The 25,062-nt window shown below is 63.5% G+C and carries 22 protein-coding genes; 13 read left to right on the forward strand and 9 right to left on the reverse strand.

Translation table 11 applies throughout. The features are described from left to right. The first annotated feature begins 61 nt into the window (after positions 1 to 61). Both V6767_RS11510 and V6767_RS11515 read left to right on the forward strand, forming a co-directional pair. Positions 62 to 505, forward strand: coding sequence for a c-type cytochrome (locus V6767_RS11510; RefSeq protein WP_448473629.1), 444 nt, complete (start codon positions 62 to 64; stop codon positions 503 to 505). A 146-nt stretch (positions 506 to 651) separates the two neighbouring features. Then, a complete protein-coding gene (locus V6767_RS11515; RefSeq protein ID WP_448473682.1) occupies positions 652 to 1,512 on the forward strand; it encodes a c-type cytochrome in 861 nt (286 codons plus the stop codon). Positions 1,513 to 1,578: 66 nt separating this feature from the next. Here the strand turns inward: V6767_RS11515 and V6767_RS11520 are convergent, their stop codons facing one another. The 3 genes from V6767_RS11520 to V6767_RS11530 all read right to left on the reverse strand — a co-directional run bounded on the left by V6767_RS11520 (position 1,579) and on the right by V6767_RS11530 (position 3,768). Then, entirely contained in the window at positions 1,579 to 2,073 is a 495-nt protein-coding gene (locus tag V6767_RS11520) for an N-acetyltransferase family protein (RefSeq protein ID WP_448473630.1), read from the reverse strand. 213 nt (positions 2,074 to 2,286) lie between these two features. Next, positions 2,287 to 3,165 carry a branched-chain amino acid aminotransferase gene (locus V6767_RS11525; protein WP_448473631.1) on the reverse strand — a complete coding sequence of 293 codons (879 nt, stop codon included), beginning with the start codon at positions 3,163 to 3,165 and terminating at the stop codon, positions 2,287 to 2,289. A 177-nt stretch (positions 3,166 to 3,342) separates the two neighbouring features. Further along, on the reverse strand, positions 3,343 to 3,768 hold the full coding sequence (locus V6767_RS11530) for an organic hydroperoxide resistance protein (protein WP_292057529.1): 426 nt from the start codon (positions 3,766 to 3,768) through the stop codon (positions 3,343 to 3,345). 169 nt (positions 3,769 to 3,937) lie between these two features. Between V6767_RS11530 and V6767_RS11535 the strand changes: the two genes are divergently transcribed. Then, the gene (locus V6767_RS11535; RefSeq protein WP_448473632.1) at positions 3,938 to 4,405 is read left to right on the forward strand and encodes a MarR family winged helix-turn-helix transcriptional regulator; all 468 of its coding nucleotides are present in this window, start codon (positions 3,938 to 3,940) and stop codon (positions 4,403 to 4,405) included. Here V6767_RS11535 and V6767_RS11540 read toward each other — a convergent pair. From V6767_RS11540 to V6767_RS11550, 3 genes are read right to left on the reverse strand one after another with little or no spacing between them, the layout of a single operon-like run. After that, positions 4,402 to 5,400 (reverse strand): asparaginase, encoded by a 999-nt coding sequence (locus V6767_RS11540; RefSeq protein ID WP_448473633.1) that lies wholly within the window; start codon positions 5,398 to 5,400, stop codon positions 4,402 to 4,404. The genes V6767_RS11535 and V6767_RS11540 overlap by 4 nt on opposite strands. Before the next feature lie 12 nt (positions 5,401 to 5,412). Continuing rightward, entirely contained in the window at positions 5,413 to 6,411 is a 999-nt protein-coding gene (locus V6767_RS11545; protein WP_448473634.1) for an NAD(P)H-quinone oxidoreductase, read from the reverse strand. Continuing rightward, a complete protein-coding gene (locus V6767_RS11550; RefSeq protein ID WP_448427522.1) occupies positions 6,411 to 6,974 on the reverse strand; it encodes an HdeD family acid-resistance protein in 564 nt (187 codons plus the stop codon). The genes V6767_RS11545 and V6767_RS11550 overlap by 1 nt, the downstream gene beginning before the upstream one ends. Positions 6,975 to 7,329: 355 nt before the next feature. On the opposite strand from V6767_RS11550, the gene V6767_RS11555 reads away from it, so the two are divergent. Continuing rightward, entirely contained in the window at positions 7,330 to 8,742 is a 1,413-nt protein-coding gene (locus V6767_RS11555) for a chloride channel protein (protein ID WP_448427521.1), read from the forward strand. A 99-nt stretch (positions 8,743 to 8,841) separates the two neighbouring features. After that, entirely contained in the window at positions 8,842 to 9,603 is a 762-nt protein-coding gene (locus V6767_RS11560; protein ID WP_448473635.1) for a phosphoadenylyl-sulfate reductase, read from the forward strand. A gap of 21 nt (positions 9,604 to 9,624) precedes the next feature. Here the strand turns inward: V6767_RS11560 and V6767_RS11565 are convergent, their stop codons facing one another. From V6767_RS11565 to V6767_RS11575, 3 genes are all read right to left on the reverse strand, one after another. Then, positions 9,625 to 10,611 (reverse strand): LacI family DNA-binding transcriptional regulator, encoded by a 987-nt coding sequence (locus V6767_RS11565; RefSeq protein WP_448427519.1) that lies wholly within the window; start codon positions 10,609 to 10,611, stop codon positions 9,625 to 9,627. Positions 10,612 to 10,801: 190 nt separating this feature from the next. After that, positions 10,802 to 12,022 carry an NAD(P)/FAD-dependent oxidoreductase gene (locus V6767_RS11570; RefSeq protein ID WP_448473636.1) on the reverse strand — a complete coding sequence of 407 codons (1,221 nt, stop codon included), beginning with the start codon at positions 12,020 to 12,022 and terminating at the stop codon, positions 10,802 to 10,804. 133 nt (positions 12,023 to 12,155) lie between these two features. After that, positions 12,156 to 13,262: a TRAP transporter substrate-binding protein gene (locus V6767_RS11575; protein WP_448473637.1), complete on the reverse strand. Its 1,107-nt coding sequence runs from the start codon at positions 13,260 to 13,262 to the stop codon at positions 12,156 to 12,158. Between the two features lie 264 nt (positions 13,263 to 13,526). Between V6767_RS11575 and V6767_RS11580 the strand changes: the two genes are divergently transcribed. The 8 genes from V6767_RS11580 to V6767_RS11615 all read left to right on the forward strand — a co-directional run bounded on the left by V6767_RS11580 (position 13,527) and on the right by V6767_RS11615 (position 24,931). Continuing rightward, on the forward strand, positions 13,527 to 14,141 hold the full coding sequence (locus V6767_RS11580) for an adenine deaminase C-terminal domain-containing protein (protein WP_448473638.1): 615 nt from the start codon (positions 13,527 to 13,529) through the stop codon (positions 14,139 to 14,141). A 124-nt stretch (positions 14,142 to 14,265) separates the two neighbouring features. Next, positions 14,266 to 14,931, forward strand: coding sequence for a TetR/AcrR family transcriptional regulator (locus V6767_RS11585; RefSeq protein WP_448473639.1), 666 nt, complete (start codon positions 14,266 to 14,268; stop codon positions 14,929 to 14,931). Then, the gene (locus V6767_RS11590) at positions 14,928 to 15,893 is read left to right on the forward strand and encodes an HlyD family secretion protein (RefSeq protein WP_448473640.1); all 966 of its coding nucleotides are present in this window, start codon (positions 14,928 to 14,930) and stop codon (positions 15,891 to 15,893) included. The genes V6767_RS11585 and V6767_RS11590 overlap by 4 nt, the downstream gene beginning before the upstream one ends. Beyond that, entirely contained in the window at positions 15,890 to 16,825 is a 936-nt protein-coding gene (locus V6767_RS11595) for an ABC transporter ATP-binding protein (protein WP_448473641.1), read from the forward strand. Before V6767_RS11590 ends, V6767_RS11595 begins: the two co-directional genes overlap by 4 nt. Beyond that, positions 16,815 to 17,960 carry an ABC transporter permease gene (locus V6767_RS11600; protein WP_448473642.1) on the forward strand — a complete coding sequence of 382 codons (1,146 nt, stop codon included), beginning with the start codon at positions 16,815 to 16,817 and terminating at the stop codon, positions 17,958 to 17,960. The genes V6767_RS11595 and V6767_RS11600 overlap by 11 nt, the downstream gene beginning before the upstream one ends. 143 nt (positions 17,961 to 18,103) lie before the next feature. Then, positions 18,104 to 21,433, forward strand: a complete 3,330-nt coding sequence (locus tag V6767_RS11605; protein WP_448473643.1) for a transglutaminase family protein — start codon at positions 18,104 to 18,106, stop codon at positions 21,431 to 21,433. A 165-nt stretch (positions 21,434 to 21,598) separates the two neighbouring features. Continuing rightward, positions 21,599 to 24,034, forward strand: a complete 2,436-nt coding sequence (locus V6767_RS11610) for a circularly permuted type 2 ATP-grasp protein (protein ID WP_448473644.1) — start codon at positions 21,599 to 21,601, stop codon at positions 24,032 to 24,034. Between the two features lie 6 nt (positions 24,035 to 24,040). After that, positions 24,041 to 24,931: a transglutaminase family protein gene (locus V6767_RS11615; protein ID WP_448473645.1), complete on the forward strand. Its 891-nt coding sequence runs from the start codon at positions 24,041 to 24,043 to the stop codon at positions 24,929 to 24,931. Positions 24,932 to 25,062 lie beyond the last annotated feature (131 nt).

Consider the following 25,062-nt stretch of genomic DNA (forward strand, 5'->3'; position numbering starts at 1 on the left):
GCCCCTAGCTTCCAAACAGAGGCTGCGTATACTGCTGCCTGAGCAACGAAGGAGGCTTTGGATGAAAAACGGATTTATGATCGCCGGCGCTGTCGCGCTCTGTCTCAGCGCGGGTTTTGCGGTTGCAGAGGATGGACCGCAAATGCTGCGCCAGGACGACATGAAGGCGATCGGCAAGGCCATGGGCCAGCTCGGCGCGATCGCCAAGGGCGAAAACGCCTACGACCCGATCGTGGTTCAGGGCGCGCTTTCCGATATCTCCACCAACATCACCGATTTCACGACCCATTTCCCGCCTGATTCGAAAACCGGCAACGACACCGAGGCGAGCCCGGCGATCTGGGAAAACATGGACGACTTCGAGGCCCATGCGAAAAAGCTCGCCGATGATGCCGATGCCCTGCTGGCCGACCTGCCGGCCGATCAGGCCGCCGTCGGAGCCGCGATGAAGACGCTGGGGGCCAATTGCGCGGCCTGCCACAAGCTCTACCGCGTCGACAAATAGAGCCCTCTCATTATCTTGTCGCAGTTCCGGGCGTTGGAGCGGTTCCCCGTTTGCCCGGAACTGCTGTTTTTTGTTGAAATGCGGGAACAGGGAGACCCGGCGTGAAAAAGCTGACGATCATCGTACTGGCTGTCGCCGCTCTGTTCATGGGGGCGGCGTTCGTGGTTGCCTTCACCCCGCCGAAGCTCGACCCGGCGGACTATCAGGATTTGCAGGCCGCCGATCCGCATAATGGCGCGAAAATGTTCTGGGCCGGCCAGTGCGCCGGCTGCCATGCAGCACCGGGCACGACCGGCGAAGAAAAGCTCGTCCTGTCCGGCGGACACCCGATCGAGAGCGATTTCGGAACCTTCTATGCGCCCAATATCTCTCCCGACAAGCAGGAAGGCATCGGGGACTGGTCGCTCATGGACTTCGCCAACGCGGTGAAGAAGGGCGTCGGCCCGCATGGGCGCAACCTCTACCCCTCCCTGCCCTACACCTCCTATGTGCGGATGAAGGATCAGGACGTGAAGGACCTTCACGGCTACATCATGACGCTGCCGCCGAGCGATACGCCCAGCAAGCCGCACGATGTCGACTTCCCGTTCAATATCCGGCTGGGGCTGTCATTCTGGAAGCAGCTGTTTTTCAAAAACGAACCGCGGGTGCAACTCGCCGACGCCTCGCCCGAAATCATGCGCGGGCAGTATCTGGTCGAGGGGCCGGGCCATTGCGGCGAATGCCACACGCCGCGCAATGCGCTTGGCGGGCTCGAATATGACAAATGGCTCGCCGGCGGGCCAAACCCCGACGGCGAAGGGACGATCCCGGACATCACCCCGGGCTCCGAAAGCATCGGCAACTGGACGGCGGCGGAAATCGCCGACTATCTCGAAACGGGCTTCACGCCGGACTTCGATACCGCCGGCGGCTCTATGGTCGATGTGCAGCAGAACCTGTCGCATCTGCCGCGCTCCGACCTCGAAGCCATCGCCGCCTATCTGAAGGCCGTGCCCGCGCAGTAGTGCGTCGGGCGAAAAAGTGGAATCCGGTTTTTCGACAGACCCGACGCGCCAGAACAGATAGCGGGATCAATCGGCGAGCGTCTGCATATAGCGCATGCCGGTCACCGGCCGCGCGACGAAATCCATCTGCTGGTAGAACCGGTGGGCGCCGAAATTGCCGGTGGCGGCGCTGACCGACATGTAGGAGCAGCCGGCTGCCTTCGCGAAATCACGCGCGCGGGCGATCAAATGCTGGCCGACGCCGTGGTTGCGGTGGCCGTCGCGCACGAAAAGATGGTGGAGATCCATGCCGCGCCGTCCCTGCTGCGCCCGGTAGAGCGGCGTCAAAAGCGCGTAGCCGAGAAGCTGCGCGCCGGCATCGGCGACCAGCGCGGTCACCCACGGCGTCGGCCCGAACAGGTCGCGCCTCAGGCTCTCCGCCGTCATTTCCGACGGATCCTCGTGAAAGGCGGCAAGCAACCCGATCATCTCGAGCAGTTGCGGAATATCGGGCTCGACCGCCTTCCTGATGGTCATCAGGGCAGGTCGTTCCAGTGCGATTTTGTCTTGATCGTCAGTCATTTTATCGTCCCTTGGCCTTCGAATTCTGCCGCCGTGGGGGACGTTTTCTTTCAACACCTTGCCGCCCCCAGGCGGCCGGTGATGAACATGATCAACAGGCCGCTCCTATTGGAACAGCCAAAAATACATATGATTGTGGGTCACGGTCTTGATCATGAAAAATCCAATGCGCTCAATCGCGCATCTTGTCAATTCAAAAACGCGGGCCGCGCGCTATTTGCAGGTCGAGCGCGCCCAGTCCATGTAGAGTTTCATCGCCTGTTTCGCCATCGGCCCCGGTTCGAAATCGCGGTCGTCGAGTTTGATCACCGGCACGACCTTGTTGTAATTGCCGGTGAGGAACAGTTCGTCGGCCTCGAGGAAGTTCTTCACCGTCAGCGTCTTCTCCTTGGCGGCAATGCCGTTGTCGCGGAACAGCTTGAGGATTCGCTTGCGGGTGATGCCTGCGAGGAAACAGCCATTATCCGCCGGCGTCATCGGAATGCCGTCCTTGACGAGGAAGATATTGGCCGACGCCGTCTCGGCGACATTGCCGAGCATGTCGAGCGCCAGCGCATTGTCGAAGCCGCGGGCGCGCGCCTCCAGCATCATCCGGCCGGAATTGGGGTAGAGACTGCCGGTCTTGGCATGGGTCATCGCCACTTCCGGCGACGGGCGGCGGTAGGGCGAGACCGTCAGCCGCACCGGCTCTGTGGAACGCATCGGCGTTTCGAACAGGCAGAGCGCGAACCGGGTGGAGGCCGGGTCGGCGGGCACGAGTCCGTCGAGGCCGTGCTCGGCCCAGTACATCGGCTTGATATAGACCGCTTCCGCGCCCTTGAAGTTCTTCAGCCCTTCCCAGACCAGCCCCTCGATCTCCTCCGACGTCTTGGTCGGCTGCAGACCGAGCGCGCGGGCGGAGCGGTTGATGCGCTTGCAATGCTCGTCCAGATCCGGCGCCATACCCTCGAAATAGCGCGCGCCGTCGAAGACGGTAGAGCCGAGCCACATCGCATGGGAGGTCGGGCCGATCAGAGGCGGATTGCCGGGAAGCCATTCGCCATCGACATAGGTCCAGGTTTCAAAAGCGGGTGTGGTGTCGACGCCTGCCATGTCATTCTCCTTCGGCCATCCGCATCACACCTTTTCGGGCGGCGGATCGTGTGGCGACAATCAAGACGGACGGAAGGTCAAGGTCAAGCAGAATTTCCCCGCCGGGCCGCCGTGCAAACAAACAAAAAGGCGCCGGGCGTGCTATCGCCCACCGCCCCTGTTTGCGGTAAAGCCGCCTTATTCCGTAACCGAAACCGGCACTTCGTAGTTGACCCGCAGCGCATGGCTATAGGGGCAGACGATGTGGGCGGCGTGAACCAGTTCTTCGGCCTCGGCGCGATCCATGCCGGGGATGGCAACCGAAAGCGAAACCTCGATGCCGAAGCCTTCGCCATCATCGCGCGGGCCAACGCCGACGGTGGCGGTCACCCGCGTTTCGGATGGCAGCTTGACCTTTTTCTTGCCGGCGACATTGAACAGCGCGGAGGTGAAGCAGGCCGAATAGCCGGCGGCGAAAAGCTGCTCGGGATTGGTCCCCTCGCCGCCCGGGCCACCCATTTCCTTCGGCGGGGTGAGCTTGACCTCGAACGAGCCATCCTCGGTGCGGGCGGTGCCTTCGCGGCCGCCGGTGGAGGTGGCCTTCGTGGTGTACAGTGTCTTGATCATCTTCGTTCTCCTTCGCGCCGATGGCGCATTCAGTGGAACCTATCGAAACGACGCGCGAGCGCGGGTTTCGGTTCCGCGTTCATCACACGAATATATACATAGTGCACAATTATATTGTGCGCAATATATATTTACAAAAGCGTCGTTTACTCGCTATATTCCCAGCATGGAACACCTTGAAAACGACGCCCGCGAGCCGCTGCTCAATCTCGACAACCAGCTCTGTTTTGCCGTCTATGCGACCGAGCACGCCTTCCAGCGCGCCTACAAGCCGCTGCTTGCCGAGCTCGGCCTGACCTATCCGCAATATCTGGCGATGATGGTGCTGTGGGAGGGCAGGCCGGTCACCGTCAACGAGCTGGGAAGACGGCTGGGGCTCGATTCCGGGACATTGTCGCCGCTTCTGAAAAGGCTCGAGACCGCCGGTTACATCATGCGCAAACGCGGACGCGAGGATGAACGGCGCGTCGAAGTGGCGCTGACGGAGAAAGGTCGCACCGCGCGTGGAAAGGCCCGCAATGTCGCCGCGTCAATCGCGCTGAAGACCGGATGCAGCCTTGATCAGGCGCAGTCGCTGCTTTCCGAGTTGAACGCATTGCGCAAGCGGCTGCTTGCTCCAGCAGACGGAGGCTAAGCCGGTAGAACCGCGCGAACCGCGCCGACCTCGGTTCCGTTCCAGTTCCTCAGCGTCGTCGTGGCCATGTCCGACAGCTTCGCCGCAATCGCATCATCGTCGATGAACCGCGCGAGCACGGCCGCCACCATCGCTTCGGCGGCGCGCGTCGTCCCGTCCTCGCATTTGAGCGCGATGCCGAGGCCTTTCTCCGGCAGCGACGCGCAGAACACGCCCTCCGCGCCGGTCTTGGCGAAAATTTTTCCGGGCGCGAGCGACATCAGTTCGGTACAGGCCCGTTTGGTGCCGGCCACATACCAGGGCTCGGCCATGCAGGCCGACAGGATGCGGCGTCCCGCCTTCGTACGCGCGGGCGATAGCCCCTCCCCGGTCGCAAGCTTCGCAAAGCCTTGCGCCAGCGCCTTCAGCGGCACCGCATAGGTCGGAATATTGCAGCCGTCGATGCCGCAGAGATCGCGGTCCACCGGCGCGCCGGTGACATCTTCCATCGCCGCGCGGATTTCGGCCTGCAGCGGATGGTCGTAGCCGGAATAGCCCCTGGGGTCGATGCCCTGATGCACGCAGGCGCAGATGAAGCCGGAATGCTTGCCCGAGCAATTATTGCAGAGCGCATCCGGCCTGTCGCGGGTGCGCGCCTGATGGATCAGCACCTTCTGCTGGAACGACCAATGCGCCCCGCATTCAAGATCGTCGATGCCGCGTCCGGCCTTTGCGAGCATCTGGCGCGCCAGTTCGGCGTGGCCATCCTCGCCAGAATGAGACGAGGCAGAAAACGCGATCTCCCGGTCGCCGAAACCGAAGGCATCCGCCGCCCCGCTTTCCACAAAGGGCAGCGCCTGGATCGCCTTGCAGGCGGAGCGAGGAAACACCGCCGCCTCGATATCGCCGGCCGCATAGGCAACCGCGCCCGCGCCATCGACCACGGCGATCATGCCGCGATGGCGGCTTTCAACGACATCGCCTCGGGTGACGTCCACCAGAACCGGGTTGGTCATGCCTCTATCCCGTCAGTCGAATGTGAGAACGATCTTGCCGATATGGTCGCCACCCTCCATCCGGCGATGGGCTTCCACCACATCCTCGAAGGCGAACACCCGATCGATGACCGGCTTGACCTTGCCCGCGGCAATGAGCGGCCAGACCTTTTCCAGCAGCTCGTCGCGGATCTCGCGCTTCTCCGCATCGGTGCGCGGACGCATGGTCGATCCCGTAACCTTGAGGCGCTTGACCATGATCGGCAGGAGATTGGCGTTTTCCACCTTGGGGCCGCCGAGAAAGGCGATGATCGAAAGACAGCCATCCTTGGCGAGCGCCGAAAGATTGCGCTGGAAATAGGCCCCGCCGATCATGTCGAGGATGATATCGACACCGCCGGTCTTCTCCTTGATCACCTCGGAGAAATCCTGCTCGCGGTAATTGATCGCGACATCGGCGCCCAGCCGCTCCGCCGCCGCGCATTTATCGGCAGACCCCGCGGTGGTGAAGATCGTCGAGGCCCCAAAGGCCTTCGCGAGCTGGATCGCCGTCGTGCCGATCCCGCTGGTGCCGCCGTGGATCAGGACGCTCTTGCCCTTCTCGAGACCCGCCATCATGAACAGGTTTGCCCAGACGGTGAAGAAAGTCTCGGGAAGCCCCGCCGCGCTGATATCGTCCATGCCGTCCGGCACGGGCAGAACCTGGCCTTCCGGCAGGATGCAGAATTCGGCATAGCCGCCGCCATTGGCAAGCCCGCAGACCCGGTCGCCGACCGCAAACCCGGTCACGCCTTCGCCAAGCGCCGCCACCGTTCCCGCGACCTCAAGGCCAAGAATGGGGCTCGCGCCCGGCGGCGGGGGATAGTTGCCCTGCCGCTGGGCGACATCCGGGCGGTTAACGCCCGCCGCCGTGACCTTGACCAGCACTTCGCCGGGACCCGGCGTCGGTCGCGGACCGGCCGCGATCGACATCACATCAGGCGCGCCGAAACCGCTGAGCGCGACGTGGCGCATGCTGCCGTCGGAAGCCATCAGGCTTCCTTGCGCGGCTTCAGCGCCAGCGCGAACACCACGAGAGAGAAGCCGTAGACCAGGAAGTCGGCGGCCACGAACAGGCCAAGCAGCCACAGGCTGTTCTGCGGGAAGTTGGAGGCGATCAACACCGCGGCGAGGATCAGCACCAGGCCCGAAAAGATCATCCAGCCCCAGCCCTTTACCGGGCGCATCGTCATGCCGAGATAGATGCGGAAACCGCCGGCAATCGCCAGCGAAATGCCGACCATGATGGTGAACACGCCGGAGGCCAGCATCGGGTTACGCATCACGAAGATACCGGCCAGCACGTAAAGCAGGCCGGAGATCAGCCAGAACGCAACATGCCCTGTCCGCCGATTGTAGAAAAGCTGCGACAGGTGGATGACGCCGGCAACGATCAGCATCGCCCCGAAGAACACCACCGACGCCACGGTGGCGACCACCAGATTGCCAAGCAGGATGAGGCTCAGCACGATCAGCAACACGCCGAAGGCCAGCACCCATCCCCAGCGTCCCCGCACCTTGTCGGCGTTCTGCTCCTGCTGCTCAAGAATCGTCATTGGACATCCCCTTCCAAAATTACAAATATTGTCGAGACGATAGTGAGGAAGGATATGATAAGCAACTGTTCTTCGCTCAGCAGAGCGCGGCACGCCGGACGACTGCCGGTCGCGCAATCAAGGCGGCTCGGCGACGCGCCATGTTTGCCCGCAATCCGCCGGGCCGAGCGTAACCCGATCACGCTTCGGACGCGCCGTAACATAAAGTGCGAATGATCAATTCTTTTTGCCGGAAAGAGCCTTGAAATCCTTCAAGCTCAAGAGGATAACGGGGCAGCTTCACCCCGTATCCTGATGCCTTATGCCGCCGGGCCGCGGACTGCCGAAACACTGACATTGCCGCGAAAGCCGAGCCATGCGCCCCTATTACAAGAACGTCAAGATGGTCCGCCGCACACGGGTGATGTGGGGATCATGGCGGATCTGGCAGCCGCGGCTGGTGTTCTGGATCGGCGCGGTGATGATCGGGGTGGTGAGCGTCGGCTTCGCGCGCGCTTCCGACCATGCCTATCACTTGTTCGAGACGATGCGGCAGTCGAGCGCATGGTCGCCGTTTCTGCCACTGGTGCTCACCCCGCTCGGCTTCATGCTGTGCTCCTATCTTTCGACGCGCTGGTTCCCGAACACGCAGGGCTCCGGCATTCCGCAGGCGATCGCCGCGCGCCATCTGCATGACGTCGAAAGCCAGCACAGGCTGCTCAATCTCAGGGTCGCCACCGGCAAGGTGCTGATCACGATCATCGGTCTGTTCTGCGGCGCTTCGATCGGCCGCGAGGGACCGACCGCGCAGGTCGGCGCCTCGATCATGATCCAGACCGCGCGCTGGGGAAAGATGATCCAGACCCGCGGCCTGATCGTCGCGGGCTCGGCCGCCGGCATTTCGGCGGCGTTCAACACGCCGCTCGCCGGCATTGTGTTCGCCATCGAGGAGATGAGCCGCGCCTATGAATCGCGCGCCAACGGGCTGGTGGTCTCCGCCATCATCCTGTCCGGCCTCGCCGCGATCGGGCTTGCCGGCAATTATACCTATTTCGGCCACGCCTCTGCCATCGCCGTCAAGCCGGAGGAATGGGTTGCCGTGTTCGTCTGCGGCATTGGCGGCGGCCTTCTGGGCGCGCTGTTCTCGCTTTACTCGCTGAAGGCCGCGCGGCGGATCAAGCGCTGGGCGCAGGCGGCGCCGATCAAGCGCATGGCGCTGTTCGCAGGCGCCTGCGGCCTTGCTGTGGCCCTCATCGGCATCGTCTTTGGCGGCGCGACCTTCGGCACGGGCTACGAGCAGGCGCGGACCGTGATCGAGGGCGGCTCGATCAGCCCCGTCTTCTTCATCGGCAAGCTGGCCGCCACCTTCCTGTCTATGGCGTCCGGCATTCCGGGCGGCCTGTTCGCGCCGTCGCTGTCGGTGGGCGCGGCCTTCGGCTCCACCATTGCCGATGTGCTGGGCGTCAGCATCGGGCTCGGCGCGATCCTCGGCATGGCGGGCTATTTCGCGGGCGTGGTGCAGTCGCCGATGACGGCCTTCGTCATCATTCTGGAAATGACCGACAATCACGACGGCATCATCACGCTGATGGCGACCTCGATGCTGGGCTATATCGCCTCGCGGCTGATCTCGCGCGAGCCGCTCTATCACGGCCTGTCACGCGCCTATCTCGCCGACGCCATCAAGTTCCAGCGCGCCCGCAATCGCGAGGTTGACGAGTATGACCGCGCCTCGATCGGCGAAATGCGCGAGGAAACCCGCCGCTACGACGAAAAGGGCGGCGTCTGACGAGGGCAGAAGCGCGGGCGTTCTAACAAGTCCGGCTCAAGCGCGAAGCTTTTGTCTCCCCTGCCGGCATTTCGGAAATCGGGTTCCTCGTACCGTGCAATGATAGCCGTCACACTGCGCCGGAAATTCGAAGAGGCGAGCGTTATGACAAACAGCAATACAGTCGCGGAATTGGACAAGACACTCGGGACGGTCGACCTGGCCGGGCGTTTACGGCTGATCGCCGACAGCGGCAGACCGGCGGTTTTCACGACCAGCCTCGGCATCGAGGACCAGGTGATCACCGCTGCAATCGCCGCCGGCGACCTCGATATCCGGATCGTCACGCTCGATACCGGCCGGCTTTTTCCCGAAACCGAAGCGCTGATCACCGAGACAGAAACGCGCTACGGAATCCGCATCGAGCGTTTTCGGCCCGAGACCGCTGCGGTCGATGACTATGTCAAGAATTATGGCCGCAACGGGTTTTACGAAAGCGTCGAGGCCCGCCATGCCTGCTGTCAGGTGCGAAAGCTCGAGCCGCTGGCCCGGGCGCTGGATGGCGCTGCCTACTGGATCACCGGCCTGCGGCGTGGCCAGTCCGGCAACCGCGCGACCACGCCCTATGCCGAGGCGGATGCCGCCCGCAGCCTCATCAAGGTTAATCCGCTGGCCGACTGGAGCCTTGAGGATATCCGCGCCCATGTCGAGCGGCACGCCATCCCGATCAATCCGCTTCACGCCCGCGGCTATCCTTCGATCGGGTGCGAACCCTGCACCCGCGCGATCAAGCCGGGCGAACCGGAGCGTGCCGGACGGTGGTGGTGGGAAAACGACGCCAAGCGCGAATGCGGCCTGCATGTCGCCAAGGCGGCGAGCTAGCTCCCGAGAAATGCTGGCGCTCTATCGCCGCGTCGAAGCACCCTCGATGATCTCGAACGGCAGTTCGACCGCCTTCTTCGGGCGCTCGCCCTCGCTCAGGTAGCGCATGATCATCTCGGCGGCCTTGTAGCCCATGTCGTAGAGGGGCACGTAGACGGAGGTCAGCGGCGACTCTTCCACATCGGCGAAGTCGACGCCGTTGTAGCCGCAAATGCCGAGATCCTCCGGCACCTTGAGGCCGACCTGCTGCGCGCCGAAATAGACCCCCAGCGCCAGCCGGTCATTGTGGCAGAACACCGCGTCAATCTGCGGCAGGCGCTTGCCGAGATCGAAAACGAGCTTCATGCCCTGCTCCAGCGGACTGCTGCCGCTCGCCTCGAAAACATAGTCCGGATCGTAGAGCCCGGCCTCGGCCAGCGCATCCTGATAGCCCTCGAACCGGCGGCGCGAGCGGATATCCTTGCCGCCGCCCAGAAGGGCGATCCGGCGATAGCCCTTGGAAAGAAGATGCTCGACCGCCGCCTTCGCGGCCGCGCGATTGCGAATCCCCACGCCCATGTCCAGCGGCGTGATGCTTGTATCCATCATCTGCACGACCGGGCAGCCGAGCTCGGTGATAAGCGGCTTGTTGACCGGAAATTCGGCAACGCTTTCGAGGATGATGCCCGCCGGATTCTGCGCGACGAAGAGATTTATCAGCTTGGCTTCCTCGGCGGCATCAAGGCCGATATTGGCAAACTGCGTGGTGACGTCGCTTGAATGGAACCTGTCCTCGATCCCGTGGGCGGCATGGAAAAATCCGCTCATTTCCAGGATCGGCGCCAGAACGGCGACCGTTCCGCTGTGGCGGCTCGCCAGCGCGCGCGCCGCGAAATTCGGCACATAGCCGATATCCTCGATAACTTCGAGGATCTGTTCGCGCAGCTTGTCGCTAACCTTGTGCGGCTCTCTCAGCGCACGCGACACCGTGATCGGGCTTACGCCCGCTATCCGCGCTACGTCACTCAAGGTCGTGCGCGCTCTCGGTCCGCCTCTTACCCGTAAAGACAATTCCCCGTTCCCCTGCTCTATCGCGAAAGCATCCTATTGTTATTGTTATCAGGTTGCATTTTACGAACCACTAATTTTACTTTGCACATGATTTCAGCAAATACAAATACGTAATATGACGAGGTTTCGCCGGTCGGCCTGAAGCCGTTCACTGCGCGGCAAGCGCCTTCAGATCGGTTGCGGGATCGGCGATGACGTCCGGTGACGGATTGATGCCGGCCGCCAGCAGTTTCTTGGCGCAGACATAGGCCCGTGCATCATTGATGGCATCCACCGCCAGAAGCGTGTCCCCCCGAAAATACCAGACCGACGCCGCGCCCTCCCGCGCGCCCGTGCGCACCACAATATGGTCATAACCGCCATTATAGCCTGCAATCTGCAGCTTGACATCATATTGATCGGACCAGAACCAGGGTTCCGGCGCGTAGGGCTGCTCCGACCCCGCGATCACGGCGGCCACCGCCTCACCCTGATCGACGGCGTTGGGAACGGATTCGAGCCGGATGCATCCGCCCTTATAGGGTAATTCGGTGCAATCGCCGACAGCGAAGATTGCCGGGTCGGAGGTCCGGCCGAATTCGTCGACGACGATGCCGTTTCCGACCACAAGACCGGCATCCTTGGCCAGTTGATCGTTCGGCGCAACGCCGATGCCGACGACGACCATGTCGACATCCAGCGTGGCGCCATCCGCAAGCACCGCGCGGACGACGTGGTCGCCGTCACCCTCAAGGCGGGTCAGGCCGCAATTCTCGCGAATATGGACCCCGTGCGCCTGATGGACGGCGCGCATGATATCGGCGGTTTCGGGCGCGGCCACCCGCTTCAATATCCGGTCCGCCATCTCGATCACGGTGACATCGACATCGAATTTGCGGGCGACGGCCGCGGCCTCAAGCCCGACATAGCCGCCGCCGACGACCAGAAGCCTCGCACCCGGCCGCATCGCCTCGGCTAACAGATCTGCATCGCGCTTGTCGCGCATCACATAGACGCCGTCGAGATCGCCGCCGATCGCCTTCGGCAGCGTGCGCGGCGTCGCTCCGGTTGCCAGCACCAGCGTGCCGTATTCGATCGTCGAACCATCCTGCAGCACCACCTTCCTGGCGTCGCGGTCAACGCGCTCCACGAAGCTTGCGAGCCGCAGGTCGATCGCGTTTTCGCCGTACCAGCTTTCGGGGCGAAACAGCAGCCGGTCGAAGGCCATCTCGCCGAGGAGGTATTTCTTGGAAAGCGGCGGTCGTTGATAGGGCGGCACCTGCTCCGCGCCGACGATCGTGATGTCCCGTTCATCCTTCAGCGCCCGCAATTTCGCGGCAACCGCGAAGCCGCCCTGGCCGCCGCCGACAATTACAATCCGATCCGTCACTGTTCCCAAGACCTTTCTTTTTTGCACTGCGACAAAGGACTTACGACCTCAGCCATGCATCGTCAATCGCATGCAAAAAGGCCCGGGATTGCTCCCGGGCCGTTCGGAATTGGGTCTCCAGATGCGGCAATCTTTAGAGATTGCCCTTGCGCTGCTGGACCATCATGTACTTGTCGAACGAGAATTCGGCGAGCTGCATCCAGAGATAGGCGTCCTTCTTGAACTCCTGCTGGCTGTCGTAAATGGTCTTGAACCATTCATTCTCGGCGGAAATCTCGGCGAAGGTTTCCTGCGAGGCCGCGTAGCAGGCGTCGAGGATTTCCTCGCTGAACGGCTTCAGCACGGCGCCATCGGCGACGAGCTGGCGCAGCGCCTTCGGGTTACCGGCATCATAGCGGGCCAGCATATCGAGATTCACCGCGTCGCAGGCATCCGTCAGAATCTGCTGGTAGTTTGCCGGCAGTTCGTTGAACTTGTCGAGATTGGAGAAGGCGTGGATGACCGGGCCGCCTTCCCACCAAGCCGGGTAGTAGTAGTATTTCGCGACCTTGACGAGGCCGAGCGCCAGATCGTCGTAGGGGCCGACGAATTCGCTGGCGTCGATCGTGCCGCGCTCCAGCGCCGAATAGACATCGCCGGCGGCGATCTGCTGCGGGGTGACGCCAAGCTTGGCCATGACCTGGCCCGCGAGGCCGGCAATGCGCATCTTGAGGCCCTTGAGGTCCTCGACCGAATTGATCTCCTTGGAGAACCAGCCGCCCATCTGCGCGCCGGTATTGCCCGCCGGATGGCCCCAGACGCCCTTTTCGGCGAAGAAGTCGTTGAACAGTTCGTTGCCGCCGCCCTGATAGAGCCAGGCATTCTTCAGGCGCGCATTCATGCCGAAGGGCACAGCCGTCCCGAGACCATAGGTCATGTCCTGGCCGATATAGTAATAGGACGGCGTGTGGCACATTTCGATGGTGCCGTCGCGCACGGCATCGAGCACCTGCAGCGGGGGAACGATCTCGCCGCCGGCATAGACCTGGATCTCGAAATTGCCGTCGGTCGCCGCGCTGACGCGTTCGGCGATGCCGGTCGCGCCGGAATAGAGAATGTCGAGCGATTTCGGAAAAGCCGACGACAGGCGCCAGCTCAGCTTCGGGTTTTCCTGGGCGATTGCGGGAGCGGCGAGCGCTGCCGGGGCAAGGGCGCCGGCCGAAGCGACACCCGCCTTCTTGAAGAATGTACGGCGATCCATGAGGGTATTTCCTGCTAGAATTTTCTTGCTTGTCGACGCTCCTGCAAAGCGCACCCGCAGGGCTTCGATCGATACGGATGGGGCCTAGACCCTTTTGCACCGGCTTGCAAGCCTGGAGAGGCCGGCAGCGGGCTTCGCGGTTTCCCGTCGTGCGTTTGACATTGGGCCGCGCTATAGCGCTGACGAAACAGAAGATGAGTCGCGGAACCTTTCGGCCTTCGAAAAGTTCTGTGCGGACCTTCGAACTCACCGGGACAGATCCCAATGCATGTCTATCGCTTTCGAAGCCAGAGCATCAAAACGCCGGCGGCCCTGCGTTTCATCGATGAGAGCCTGTTTGCGGTTCCGTCCGGCCGGCCGCTCTCTGTGATCGATTTCAGCGGTCCGCGCGCCATACGCCGCGATGCCCTTGCCCTTTCCGGCGCGCCGGCAGCGCTGCCCGAGGGCCTGACGCTGATGGCAAGGATAGCTGATGACCGCACGCTTGTTGAACTTTGCGGCGCTTCCGGCCTTGGTCGCTGGCGCGGCGCGCTCGCCATTGCCCACGAAAACGGCGGCATGACGGTGTTCGGCAGAAGCGGGCAAGATATGGCGGTGGCCGCCAATGCCGTCATCAAGGCCGGCGGCGGCCTTGCGGTCGCGGAAGGAGACTGGATCAATGCCCTGATCCGCCTGCCCGCCCGCGGCCAGAGAGCCGATCCCGTCGAAACCGAACGTGAGATCGCAAGCGTCGGCAATGCGCTCGCTGTGCTCGTCGACCGAAAACCGTCCTTTCTATTGAAGAAACTGCTGGACGGCACCCTCGCGCCGCCAGCCAAAGGCGGCCCTGCCGCCGGTTTCGGCGCCGATGGTGACGATCCGCTGGCGGCCGCGGAATAGTCTTCCGGCCGCCTCATCCGACGAAAAGTGGAACGCGCACCGGCAAAGATGCGCAATTCCGGGATCGCCTCAAGGCCCCTCCCCGGCACAATTTCCCCGATTGCAAAATCATCGGACCCTTGTTATGACTGACTGGTCAGTCACATTTAAAGGGCAGAAAATGGTCGATTATCAGGGCGCTGCGCGGCGCACAAGCCAGGAGGAACGGCGGCGGATTATCCTCGACGCCGCGCTTGCGACCTTCGCCGCGAAGGGTTTCGCCAACGCGCGCATCGAGGACATCGCCAAGGCCGCGGGGGTCGGCAAGGGCACGGTCTATCTCTACTTTCCCGACAAGGAGAGCCTGTTCAAATCGCTGATCGGCGACAATCTCGCCCCGCTGATCGCGCACGGCGCCGGTATCCTGGAAGCCTCGCCGCAGTCTCCGCGCAAGGCCCTCTCGGCCTTTTATGCACTCGTCGAATCCGAGGTTCTGGATACGCAACGCGCCGACCTGTTGCGCCTGATGATCACCGAAATGCCGAACTTTCCCGACGTCGCCGCCTATTACCACGCCAACCTGATCCGCCCCGGTATGCAACTGGTTCAAAAACTGCTGACAATCGCGCATGATCGTGGCGAGTTGCGCTCCGCCAAAGTGCTTCAGGTTCCGCAGATGGTGGTGGCGCCGATCCTGATATCGGCGATCTGGGGGATGCTGTTTTCCCCCTTCGGCGCATTCGACCGGCGCGCCGCCTTCGAAGTCAGCCTCGACAGCCTGTTCACGTCACCGGAAGGGGCAACGTCATGAAAAAAATCGTCATCATTCTTGTCGCGCTCGCGCTTGCGACAACCGCCGGCTTTGTGTTTTTCCGCCCGGACGCCCATCAGGGCTGGCTCGGCTGGGTGGAGGCGGACATGGTCTATGTCGGCGCCACCTCGACCGCGCGACTGACCGAACTCACCGTTTCCGAAGGCGAGCAGGCGGCGGCGGGCCAGACCCTGTTCACGCTGCAGGCCGACAGCGAGCGGGCCGCCGTGGAAACCGCCAGCGCCAATCTGGAAAAGGCGAAGGCGGCGCTGTCTCTAGCAAGGGCGCCGATGGACCGGGAGCAGGAGCTTGAAGCGCTCGAAGCCTCGCGCGCCGAAGCGGAAGCTACCTTCGACTACGCCCAGAAGGCCCTCACCCGCGCCCGGGCCCTCGTCAAGCAGCAAAGCGGCACCGAAGCCAATCTTGATGACGCGGTCAGCAACTATGCAAAGGCCAAGGCCGCGCTCGACAAGATCAACGCCCAGATCGCGCTCGGTCAATTGCCGCAACGCGACCAGCAGATCGCGCAGGCCGAGCAACAAGTCGCGGCGGCTGAAGGCGATCTCGCCAATGCCAGGGCCACGCTTGCGCTGAAGACCGTGGCCTCGCCGGCCAGCGGCAAGGTTCAGCAGGTCTATTACCGCGTCGGCGAGGTGGCGCCCGCCGGGCGGCCGGTGATCTCGCTGCTGCCGCCGGAAAACGTCAACATCGAATTCTTCGTGCCGGAGCAGAGCCGCGCGGCGATCGCGACCGGCGACCGGATCAGCTTCACCTGCGACGGCTGCAAGGCGGGGGAAGCGACCGTCAGCTTTATCGCCGAGGATGCCGAATACACGCCGCCGGAAATCTTCTCGCGGGAGGAGCGCGCGAAGATGGTCTACCGGGTCCGAGCCCGTCCGGCCGATCCTGCAACGCTGCCGGTCGGCCTGCCTGTGGAAGTCACGCTGGAAGGTCGGTCATGAACGCCGCAGAAAACGTCATCTCGGTCGAGAACCTCACCAAGAGCTTCAGCGGCCGCACCGTGGTCGATCATCTGACGATGAGCGTGAAGAAGGGCGCGATCCACGGCTTTCTGGGCCCGAACGGCTCCGGCAAGACCACGACCATCCGCATGCTCTGCGGGCTGCTGACGCCCGACAGCGGCTCCGGCACCTGCCTGGGCTTCGATATCACCCGCGACGGCGAGAAGCTGCGCCGCCGCGTCGGGTACATGACCCAGCGGTTCTCGCTCTACCAGGACCTCACCATCCGCGAGAACCTCGATTTCGTCGCCCGCATCCACGGGCTCGACAATCCGAGGAAGCGGGTCTCCGAGGCGATCGAGCGGCTCGGGCTCGGAGGACGCGAGAAGCAACTTGCCGGCAATCTTTCCGGCGGCTGGAAGCAGCGTCTTGCGCTTGGTGCCTGCACCCTGCCCGATCCGGACCTGCTGCTGCTCGACGAGCCGACCGCCGGGGTCGACCCCAAGGCGCGGCGCGAGTTCTGGACCGAGATCCACGCGCTGGCCGCCGATGGCCTGTCGGTGCTGGTCTCCACCCACTACATGGACGAGGCCGAGCGCTGCCACGAGATCGCCTATATGGCCTATGGCAAACTGATGGTGACCGGCACCGTGGACGAGGTGGTCGCCTCGGCCAACCTCAAGAGCTACCTGATCACCGGCGCCGATGTGCATGAGCTTCAGGCGGAGCTGGAAAAGGCCGACGGCGTCGACCTGGTCGCCCCGTTCGGCGCCTCGCTCCATGTCTGCGGCCGCGACCGCGATGCGCTGGAGCGGGCATTGCAGCCCTATCGCGACCGGCCGGATACGCATTGCAAGCCGGGCGAGACGACGCTGGAGGACGCCTTCATCTATCTCATGGGTTCATCGAAGGATAATTTCGATGACGGTTGAACGGATATCAGGCTTCGCGCCGCTCAGGCGTTTCTGGGCGATGACGATCAAGGAATTCATCCAGATGACCCGTGATCGGCTGACCATGGGCATGATGGTCACGCTGCCGATCATGCAGCTTCTGCTGTTCGGCTTCGCCATCAACACGACCCCGCACCATCTGCCGACCGTTGTGATGATGGGCGAAAGCACCGACGCCTCGCGCGCCATCCTGGCCTCCCTTCAGAACACCGACTTCTTCGACATTACCGGCGTGGCGTCCACGCCCGATGCGATGGACCGGATGCTGGAATCCGGCGAGGTGCTGTTCGTGGTGGAAATCCCGCCGAATTTCGAGCGCGACCTGCGCCGCGGCCTGTCGCCATCGCTGCTGGTCGCAGCCGACGCCACCGACCCGGTCGCCGCGTCATCCGCGCTCGGCGCGCTGTCGGGCGTCATCAACACTTCGCTTGCGGGCCTCAGGCATATCCGCGTCGACGCGCCGCAGGACCCGCCCTACACCATCATCCAGCACCGCCGCTACAATCCCGCCGGCAAATCGACGCTCAACATCGTGCCCGGCCTGCTCGGCACCATCCTGACGATGACGCTGTTGATCTTCACCGCGCTCGCCGTCACCCGCGAGATCGAGCGCGGGACGATGGAGAACCTGCTCGCCATGCCGATCCGGCCGATCGAGATCATGATGGGCAAGATCATGCCCTATGTCGTCGTCGGCGCCTTCCAGGCCGCTCTGATCATCATCTCCGGCCTGTTCATCTTCGACGTCCCAATCCTCGGCGATCCGTGGTCGCTGGCGCTCTTGACCCTGCTCTTCGTCGTCACCAACCTGTCGATCGGCTACACCTTCTCGACGATCGCGAAGAACCAGTTGCAGGCGGTGCAGATGTCGATGATGTTCTTCCTGCCGAGCATTCTTCTGTCCGGCTTCATGTTCCCCTTCGACGGCATGCCGAAATGGGCGCAGTATCTCGGCGAATGCCTGCCTCTGACGCACTATCTGCGGATCGTGCGCGCGATCATGCTGAAGGGCGCCGATATCACTATACTCGGCTTCGACAGCGCCATGCTCGCCGCCATCGCCCTTGTCGCCATCACCGTCGCGGTCACCCGCTTCAACACCACGCTGGACTGAGGCGGGCGGCCGGCCGCGATTTTCGGGCGCCTCCGGTAAACTGCCTTGCTTTATCGCTGTGCTTTGCCCACACTCACTGACAAGAACAGGGGAATACTGAAGGGCGGATGCAGTCGCGCGCCCTGAGGCAGGCAAGGACGCATATGTCAATCAAAGCAGCGATCTACCATCTCACCCATTACAAATATGACAAGCCGGTCAATCTCGGCCCGCAGATCATCCGGCTGAAGCCTGCCTCGCATTCCAAGACCAAGGTGATCAGCCATTCGCTGAAGGTCAAGCCGGACAATCACTTCGTCAATCTGCAGCAGGACCCCTACGGCAATTACCAGGCCCGTTTCGTGTTTCCCGAGCCGGTGACGGAGTTCAAGATCGAGGTCGATCTTGTCGCCGACATGTCGGTCTACAATCCGTTCGACTTCTTCGTCGAGGAACAGGCGACCAAATACCCGTTCGCCTATGACGAGGCGATCCGCGAAGACCTGTCGATCTACCGCACCCCGGAGCCAATGGGACCGCGCCTGAAAGCCTATATGGAAAAACTCGACCTCACGCCCGGCCAGGGTACAGTCGACATGATCGTCGGCATCAACGCCAATCTCCAGCACGATGTCGACTACATCATCCGCATGGAGCCCGGCGTGCAGACGACCGAGGAAACGCTGGAGCGGAAGTCCGGCTCGTGCCGCGACTCGGCCTGGCTTCTGGTGCAGATCCTGCGCAATATGGGCCTCGCCGCCCGTTTCGTCTCCGGCTATCTGATCCAGCTCGAGCCCGACCTGAAGGCAATCGACGGCCCGTCCGGCACGGATCACGATTTCACCGATCTCCATGCCTGGGCGGAGGTATTCCTGCCGGGCGCCGGCTGGATCGGCCTTGACGCGACCTCGGGGCTTCTGACCGGCGAAAGCCATATTCCGCTCGCCGCCACGCCGCATTTCCGCAATGCCGCGCCGATCACCGGCGGCTATTACGGCGAGGCAGAAACCAGCTTCGATTTCGACATGACGATCTCGCGGGTGGCCGAACACCCGCGCATCACCAAGCCGTTTTCCGATGAAAGCTGGGAGGCGCTGAACGCGCTCGGCGAAAAGGTCGACAGACTGCTCGAGGAAACCGACATGCGCCTCACCATGGGCGGCGAGCCGACCTTCGTTTCGATCGACGATTTCGAATCCGACGAGTGGAACACCGGCGCTGTCGGCCCCACCAAGCGCGGGCTCGCCGACGAGCTGATCCGCCGCCTGCGCGAGCGCTTCGCCCCCGGCGGCTTCCTGCATTACGGCCAGGGCAAATGGTATCCCGGCGAAAGCCTGCCGCGCTGGACCTTCTCGCTCTACTGGCGCAAGGACGGCATCCCGATCTGGAACAACCAGAGCCTGATCGCCGATGAAAAGCGCGACACCGAAGTTGATGAGAACGACGCCGGACGGCTGCTGCAGGCGATCGCCGGTGAACTCGACATCGACCCGGAAATGGTTGAACCGGCCTTCGAGGACCCGGCGGAATGGCTGATCCGGGAAGGCAACCTGCCGGAAAATGTCGATCCGTCCAATTCCAAACTCAAGAACCCGGAAGACCGCGCCCGTATCACCAAGGTGTTCGAGCGTGGCCTGACGCGCCCGACCGGCTATGTGCTGCCGGTGCAGGCCTGGCAGGGCCGCGCGTCAGGCCTCAAATGGGTTTCGGAAAAATGGACCACGCGGCGCGGCCGCATTTTCCTGATCCCCGGCGACAGTCCTGTCGGCTTCCGCCTGCCGCTCGATGCGCTGGCCTGGATCCCGCAATCGCAATACCCCTTCACCAATCCGCTTGACCCCTCCGTCCGGCGCGAGCCCCTGCCCGACTACCGTCTGGACGAGGGCCGGCCGCTGCCGCAAGCAAGCTTCACGCCGTTCGAGGACAATCCGCAGCCGGCGCGCGCCGGAGCCGGGCCGTCGATCGGCGGTTATGTGCGCACCGCGCTGTCCGTCGAGCCGCGCGATGGCCGCTTGTGCGTGTTCATGCCGCCGACCACATCGCTGGAGGAGTATCTCGATCTGATCGCCTCCGCCGAGCGGGCCGCCGAAAAGCTTGGTCTGCTGATCCATATCGAGGGCTATCCGCCGCCGCATGACGAGCGCATCAACGTCATCCGGGTCGCGCCCGATCCGGGCGTCATCGAGGTCAACATCCATCCGGCCGCCAACTGGAAGGAATGCGTGGAGACCACGACCGCGATCTATGAAGAAGCGCGGATGACGCGGCTCGGCGCCGACAAGTTCATGATCGACGGCCGCCACACCGGCACCGGCGGCGGCAACCATGTTGTGGTCGGTGGTGCCAATCCGGGCGACAGCCCGTTCCTGCGGCGACCGGACCTGTTGAAGAGCGTGGTCCTGCACTGGCAGCGCCACCCATCGCTTTCCTACATGTTCTCGAGCCTGTTCATCGGCCCGACCTCGCAGGCCCCGCGCATCGACGAGGCGCGCCACGACTCGCTCTACGAACTCGAAATCGCGATGGCGCAAATCCCCCATCCGCAGGCCGGCGTCATGCCGCCCCTGCCCTGGCTGGTGGACCGGCTGTTCCGCAATCTGCTGATCGACGTCACCGGCAACACCCACCGCGCCGAGATCTGCATCGACAAGCTGTTTTCGCCGGACGGCCCGACCGGCAGGCTTGGCCTTGTCGAATTCCGCGGTTTCGAAATGCCGCCGAATGCGCGCATGAACCTTGCGCAACAATTGCTCGTGCGCGCGCTTCTGGCGCGGTTCTGGAAGAACCCGATCGAGGGCAAGTTCGTGCGCTGGGGCACCGCCCTTTCCGACCGCTTCATGCTGTCGCACTACATCTGGCAGGATTTCATGGATGTGCTGCAGGACCTTAAGGAAAACGGCCTCGAACTGCGCCCGGAATGGTTCGAGGCGCAATTGCAGTTCCGTTTCCCCTTCTTCGGTGAGGTCGAGTATGAGGGCAACCGGCTGGAACTGAGACAGGCGTTGGAACAGTGGAACGTCATGGGCGAACAGGGTGCCGCCGGCGGCACGGTGCGCTATGTCGATTCGTCGGTGGAGCGGCTTCAGGTTCTGCTCGAAAGCAACGCCCCGGAGCGCTACATCGTCACCTGCAACGGCCGCAAGGTGCCGCTGAAACCCACGGAAAAGTCCGGCGTTTCCGTGGCCGGCGTGCGGTTCAAGGCGTGGCAGCCGGCCTCCGGCCTCCATCCGGTCCTGCCGGTCAACACGCCGCTGACATTTGACATTTACGACACATGGTCCGCAAGATCGGTGGGCGGGTGCATATATCATGTTGCGCATCCCGGCGGGCGGAATTATGAGACGTTCCCGGTCAACGGAAACGAGGCGGAAGCGCGCCGTCTGGCGCGGTTCGAGCCCTCGGGCCATACGGCTGGCGGCTACGCCGTTTTCAACGAGGCGCCGTCGCCGGAATTTCCGCTGACGCTCGATCTCAGACGGCCGGCCGGATTGTGACATTTCCAGGCCGCGCCTCGCCTGCGATGCGCCACTGGACCGGGCAGCGGTCCGGCAAAACGGCGGAAGTCTGAGCACTCCCGCCGCTTCGATAGTATCAACGCGGCTGAACATTCCCGGTAGCGGGAAGCGGCTTTTTAATCGTGGGCGGCAGGGACGCGCCAGATGGCAGAGGCGAAAGCGGAGAATTCCGCTGAACGGCACAGGGTCGAACAGGATAGCGAGGCAGAGCCCGCGATCGCCTGGAACGCCGGCAATTATGCCCCCCTCCCCGGCATTCCCGACGAGATGGTCGACGCCGAGGGAAAGGTGCGCCCGGTCTGGCAGCCCTTCGTCAACGCGCTCTCCGGCATGACCACCGACGAACTCGCCGAGCGGTTCTCGCGCGCCGACCGCTATCTGCGCGACGCCGGCGTGTTCTACCGCGCCTATGACGGCCAGGACGACGCCCGTGCATGGCCGTTCTCCCACATCCCCGTCATCATCGACGACGATGAATGGCAGGAGCTGGCCGAGGGCCTGAAGCAGCGCGCCGATCTGCTGGAAGCGATGATGGCCGATTTTTACGGCGACAACCGGCTGGTCGCGGAAGGCTTCATTCCGCCGGCGCTCGTTGCCTCCAACAGCGAATTCCTGCGCCCGCTCGTCGGCGTCACGCCCGCCGGCGGCCACTTCCTGCATTTCATTTCCTTCGAAGTGGGTCGCGGCCCCGAAGGCAAATGGTGGGTGCTGTCCGACCGGGCTCAAGCCCCCTCCGGCGCGGGCTTCGCGCTTGAAAACCGGGTCGCCGCCTCGCGCGCCTTTTCCGGCATTTACGGCGACATGCATGTGCGCCGCGTCGCCTCCTTCTTCGGCGCGTTTCGCGATGCGCTGCAATCGGGAACCTATGGCGGCGAAGGCCGTTTCGGCGTGCTGACCCCCGGCCCCGCCAACGAGACCTATTACGAACACGCCTATATCGCCCGCTATCTCGGCATTTCGCTGCTGGAGGGCGAGGACCTGATCGTCGTCAACGACCGGCTGATGGTGCGCACCGTCGCCGGGCCGATGCCGGTCAGCGTGCTCTGGCGGCGTCTCGATGCCGATTTCACCGACCCGCTGGAGCTTAACCAGCAGTCGCGCATCGGCACGCCCGGCATGGTCAGCGCCATCCGCGCCGGCAACCTCACCATGGTCAATGCGCTGGGGTCGGGCATCGTCGAAACCCGCGCGCTGCTCGCCTTCCTGCCGGCCCTGTCGCGGCGGCTTCTGAACGAGGATCTGAAGATCCCGTCGATTGCGACATGGTGGTGCGGCCAGGAGAACGAGCGCGCCCATGTCGCCGCCAATCTCGATCAGATGTTGATCGGCCCCGCCTATTCCCGCCAGCCTTTCTTTGACGATTCCGGCCTGTCGTTTTCCGGCAGGCGGCTTGGCGAACGGCGGCCGGGCGCGGTGTCGCGCTGGCTTGAAAAACGCGGGCCTTGGCTTGTCGGTCAGGAAGCGGTGAAGCTCTCGACCGCGCCCGCCTTCATCAACGGCAAGCTGGAGCCGCACCCGTTCTCGCTGCGCGTCTTCGCCGCCCGCACCGATGACGGCTGGAAGCTGATGCCGGGCGGTTTCGCCCGCATCGGCTCCTCCGACGATGTCGCCGCGATCGCCATGCAGGCCGGCGGCAGGGCCGCCGACGTCTGGGTAGTAAGCAAGACTCCGGTCGCCCGTCCGACGCTTCTGACCCGCGAAAGCAGGGTGCCGCGCAACCATCCTGCAAACCTGCCGAGCCGCGCCGCCGACAATCTGTTCTGGCTCGGTCGCTACATTGAGCGCGCCGAAGGCAATCTGCGCATTCTCAGGGCCTGGCACGGCCGCTTCGCCGAGGTCGACGACCGCGGTCAGGCGCTGCTGACGCGGGTGGAAGCCTATCTCGACCATGCGGGCATCGATCTGACGGAGGCCGCGCTGCCCAAGAGCCTGATGCGCGATATCGACAGCGCGGTCTATTCGGCCGGCAATATCCGCGACCGGTTCTCGCCCGATGGCTGGCTGGCGCTGAACGACCTTTCCAAGACCGCCGGCCGCTTCGTGGACCGGGTCAATCCCGGCGATGACGCCGCCCACGCGATCACGATCCTGCTGCGCAAGCTCGCGGGCTTTGCCGGTCTCGTCCACGAAAACATGTATCGTTCCACCGGGTGGCGGTTCCTGTCGATCGGCCGCTATCTAGAACGCGGCCTGCATATGACCCGGCTTCTGGGCGAGCTTTCCGGCGAGGACGCGCCCGACGGCGCCTTTGATATCCTGCTGGAGATCGGCGACAACGTCATGACCCACCGGCGTCACTACAACGTCAACACCGACCGGCTGACGATCACCGACCTCCTGGCGCTCGACCCGCAGAACCCGCGCTCGGTGCTGTTCCAGCTCAATCAGATGCTGGCCGAAGTGGAGAAACTGCCGAGCCAGGGCCACATGACCCAGATGTCCCCGCTTCACCGCGAAACCATGCGCGTCCAGTCCGGCCTTGCGGTGATGACCGCCAATTCCATCTCGATCGATTATTATGCGACGCTGGAGCGCGATTTCGAGACGCTCTCCGACTGTCTCGCCCAAAGCTATCTGTGAGGGATGATGCTCTACGATCTCTCGCTGAAGATGGAATATCACTACGACACGCCCGCCTCACTCGCGCGTCACATCACCCGCGTGCTGCCGCTGGCCTCCACACAGAGCCAGCGCCTGATTGCCGGTCACGTGAAGTTTGACCCACCGCCGAGCGAGCAGCGCGGCTTCACCGATTTCTTCGGTCATCCGGCAATCGCGACGCTGATCGACCCGCCGCATCAGAGCTTCGCGGTCACGATGAAGGCGCGCGTCAATGTCGAGCCGCCTCGCACCACGCTCGCCTTTTCGCCGGAACTGCCGCGCCTTCGCGAAGAATATGCCCGCATTCTCGATCTCGGCCGGGATTCCCCGCATCATTTCCTGAGCGCCAGCCCGCGCATTCCCCACGACCCCGCTATCGGCGCCTATGGCCGGGAAAGTGCGGGAGCCGGCATGAGCGTTCACCAGATCGCCAAGGCGATCTGCGCGCGCATTCATGACGATTTCGCCTATGACGGCGAGGCGACGACGGTCGACAGCACGCCGATGGAGGCCTTTCACCTCCGCCGCGGCGTCTGCCAGGACTTCTCGCATGTGATGATTTCGGCGCTGCGCGCGATCGGCATTCCGGCCGGCTATGTCAGCGGTTATCTGCGCACCATTCCCCCGCCCGGCAAGCCGCGGCTCGAAGGCGCGGATGCGATGCATGCATGGGTCCGGGTCTGGTGCGGCGGCGCGCTTGGCTGGATCGAGCTTGACCCGACAAACAATATCGAGGCGGGCTCGGATCATATCGTGGTCGCCTATGGCCGCGATTATGCCGATGTCGTGCCGGTTCTCGGCGTCATGAAGACCTATGGCGAGCACAAGGCGACCCAGGCGGTCGACGTCGTGCCGGTGCCCGAGACGGTGCGCTGAACCGACCAGGTCCGCACCGGAGAACGCAAGGGGCCGGTGACCCGCCTGTGCCCGAAATGCGCCCAGGCCATTTTCCTGCCGCTTTGCGGGACAAGCTGAAGGGCGGCGTCTTCAAGCTCTGAAAGAAAAAC

The sequence above is a fragment of the Martelella sp. FLE1502 genome, assembly GCF_053484255.1.

Excerpts from the sequence above, each read along its gene's own strand:
- V6767_RS11605 (WP_448473643.1), top strand. The coding sequence starts at position 18,104 with ATGTCAATCAAAGCAGCGATCTACCATCTCACCCATTACAAATATGAC.
- V6767_RS11610 (WP_448473644.1), top strand. The coding sequence starts at position 21,599 with ATGGCAGAGGCGAAAGCGGAGAATTCCGCTGAACGGCACAGGGTCGAA.
- V6767_RS11555 (WP_448427521.1), top strand. The coding sequence starts at position 7,330 with ATGCGCCCCTATTACAAGAACGTCAAGATGGTCCGCCGCACACGGGTG.
- V6767_RS11590 (WP_448473640.1), top strand. The coding sequence starts at position 14,928 with ATGAAAAAAATCGTCATCATTCTTGTCGCGCTCGCGCTTGCGACAACC.
- V6767_RS11600 (WP_448473642.1), top strand. The coding sequence starts at position 16,815 with ATGACGGTTGAACGGATATCAGGCTTCGCGCCGCTCAGGCGTTTCTGG.
- V6767_RS11525 (WP_448473631.1), bottom strand. The coding sequence starts at position 3,165 with ATGGCAGGCGTCGACACCACACCCGCTTTTGAAACCTGGACCTATGTC.
- V6767_RS11575 (WP_448473637.1), bottom strand. The coding sequence starts at position 13,262 with ATGGATCGCCGTACATTCTTCAAGAAGGCGGGTGTCGCTTCGGCCGGC.
- V6767_RS11615 (WP_448473645.1), top strand. The coding sequence starts at position 24,041 with ATGCTCTACGATCTCTCGCTGAAGATGGAATATCACTACGACACGCCC.
- V6767_RS11595 (WP_448473641.1), top strand. The coding sequence starts at position 15,890 with ATGAACGCCGCAGAAAACGTCATCTCGGTCGAGAACCTCACCAAGAGC.
- V6767_RS11515 (WP_448473682.1), top strand. The coding sequence starts at position 652 with ATGGGGGCGGCGTTCGTGGTTGCCTTCACCCCGCCGAAGCTCGACCCG.
- V6767_RS11585 (WP_448473639.1), top strand. The coding sequence starts at position 14,266 with ATGACTGACTGGTCAGTCACATTTAAAGGGCAGAAAATGGTCGATTAT.
- V6767_RS11580 (WP_448473638.1), top strand. The coding sequence starts at position 13,527 with ATGCATGTCTATCGCTTTCGAAGCCAGAGCATCAAAACGCCGGCGGCC.
- V6767_RS11545 (WP_448473634.1), bottom strand. The coding sequence starts at position 6,411 with ATGGCTTCCGACGGCAGCATGCGCCACGTCGCGCTCAGCGGTTTCGGC.
- V6767_RS11540 (WP_448473633.1), bottom strand. The coding sequence starts at position 5,400 with ATGACCAACCCGGTTCTGGTGGACGTCACCCGAGGCGATGTCGTTGAA.
- V6767_RS11535 (WP_448473632.1), top strand. The coding sequence starts at position 3,938 with ATGGAACACCTTGAAAACGACGCCCGCGAGCCGCTGCTCAATCTCGAC.
- V6767_RS11510 (WP_448473629.1), top strand. The coding sequence starts at position 62 with ATGAAAAACGGATTTATGATCGCCGGCGCTGTCGCGCTCTGTCTCAGC.
- V6767_RS11520 (WP_448473630.1), bottom strand. The coding sequence starts at position 2,073 with ATGACTGACGATCAAGACAAAATCGCACTGGAACGACCTGCCCTGATG.
- V6767_RS11550 (WP_448427522.1), bottom strand. The coding sequence starts at position 6,974 with ATGACGATTCTTGAGCAGCAGGAGCAGAACGCCGACAAGGTGCGGGGA.
- V6767_RS11560 (WP_448473635.1), top strand. The coding sequence starts at position 8,842 with ATGATAGCCGTCACACTGCGCCGGAAATTCGAAGAGGCGAGCGTTATG.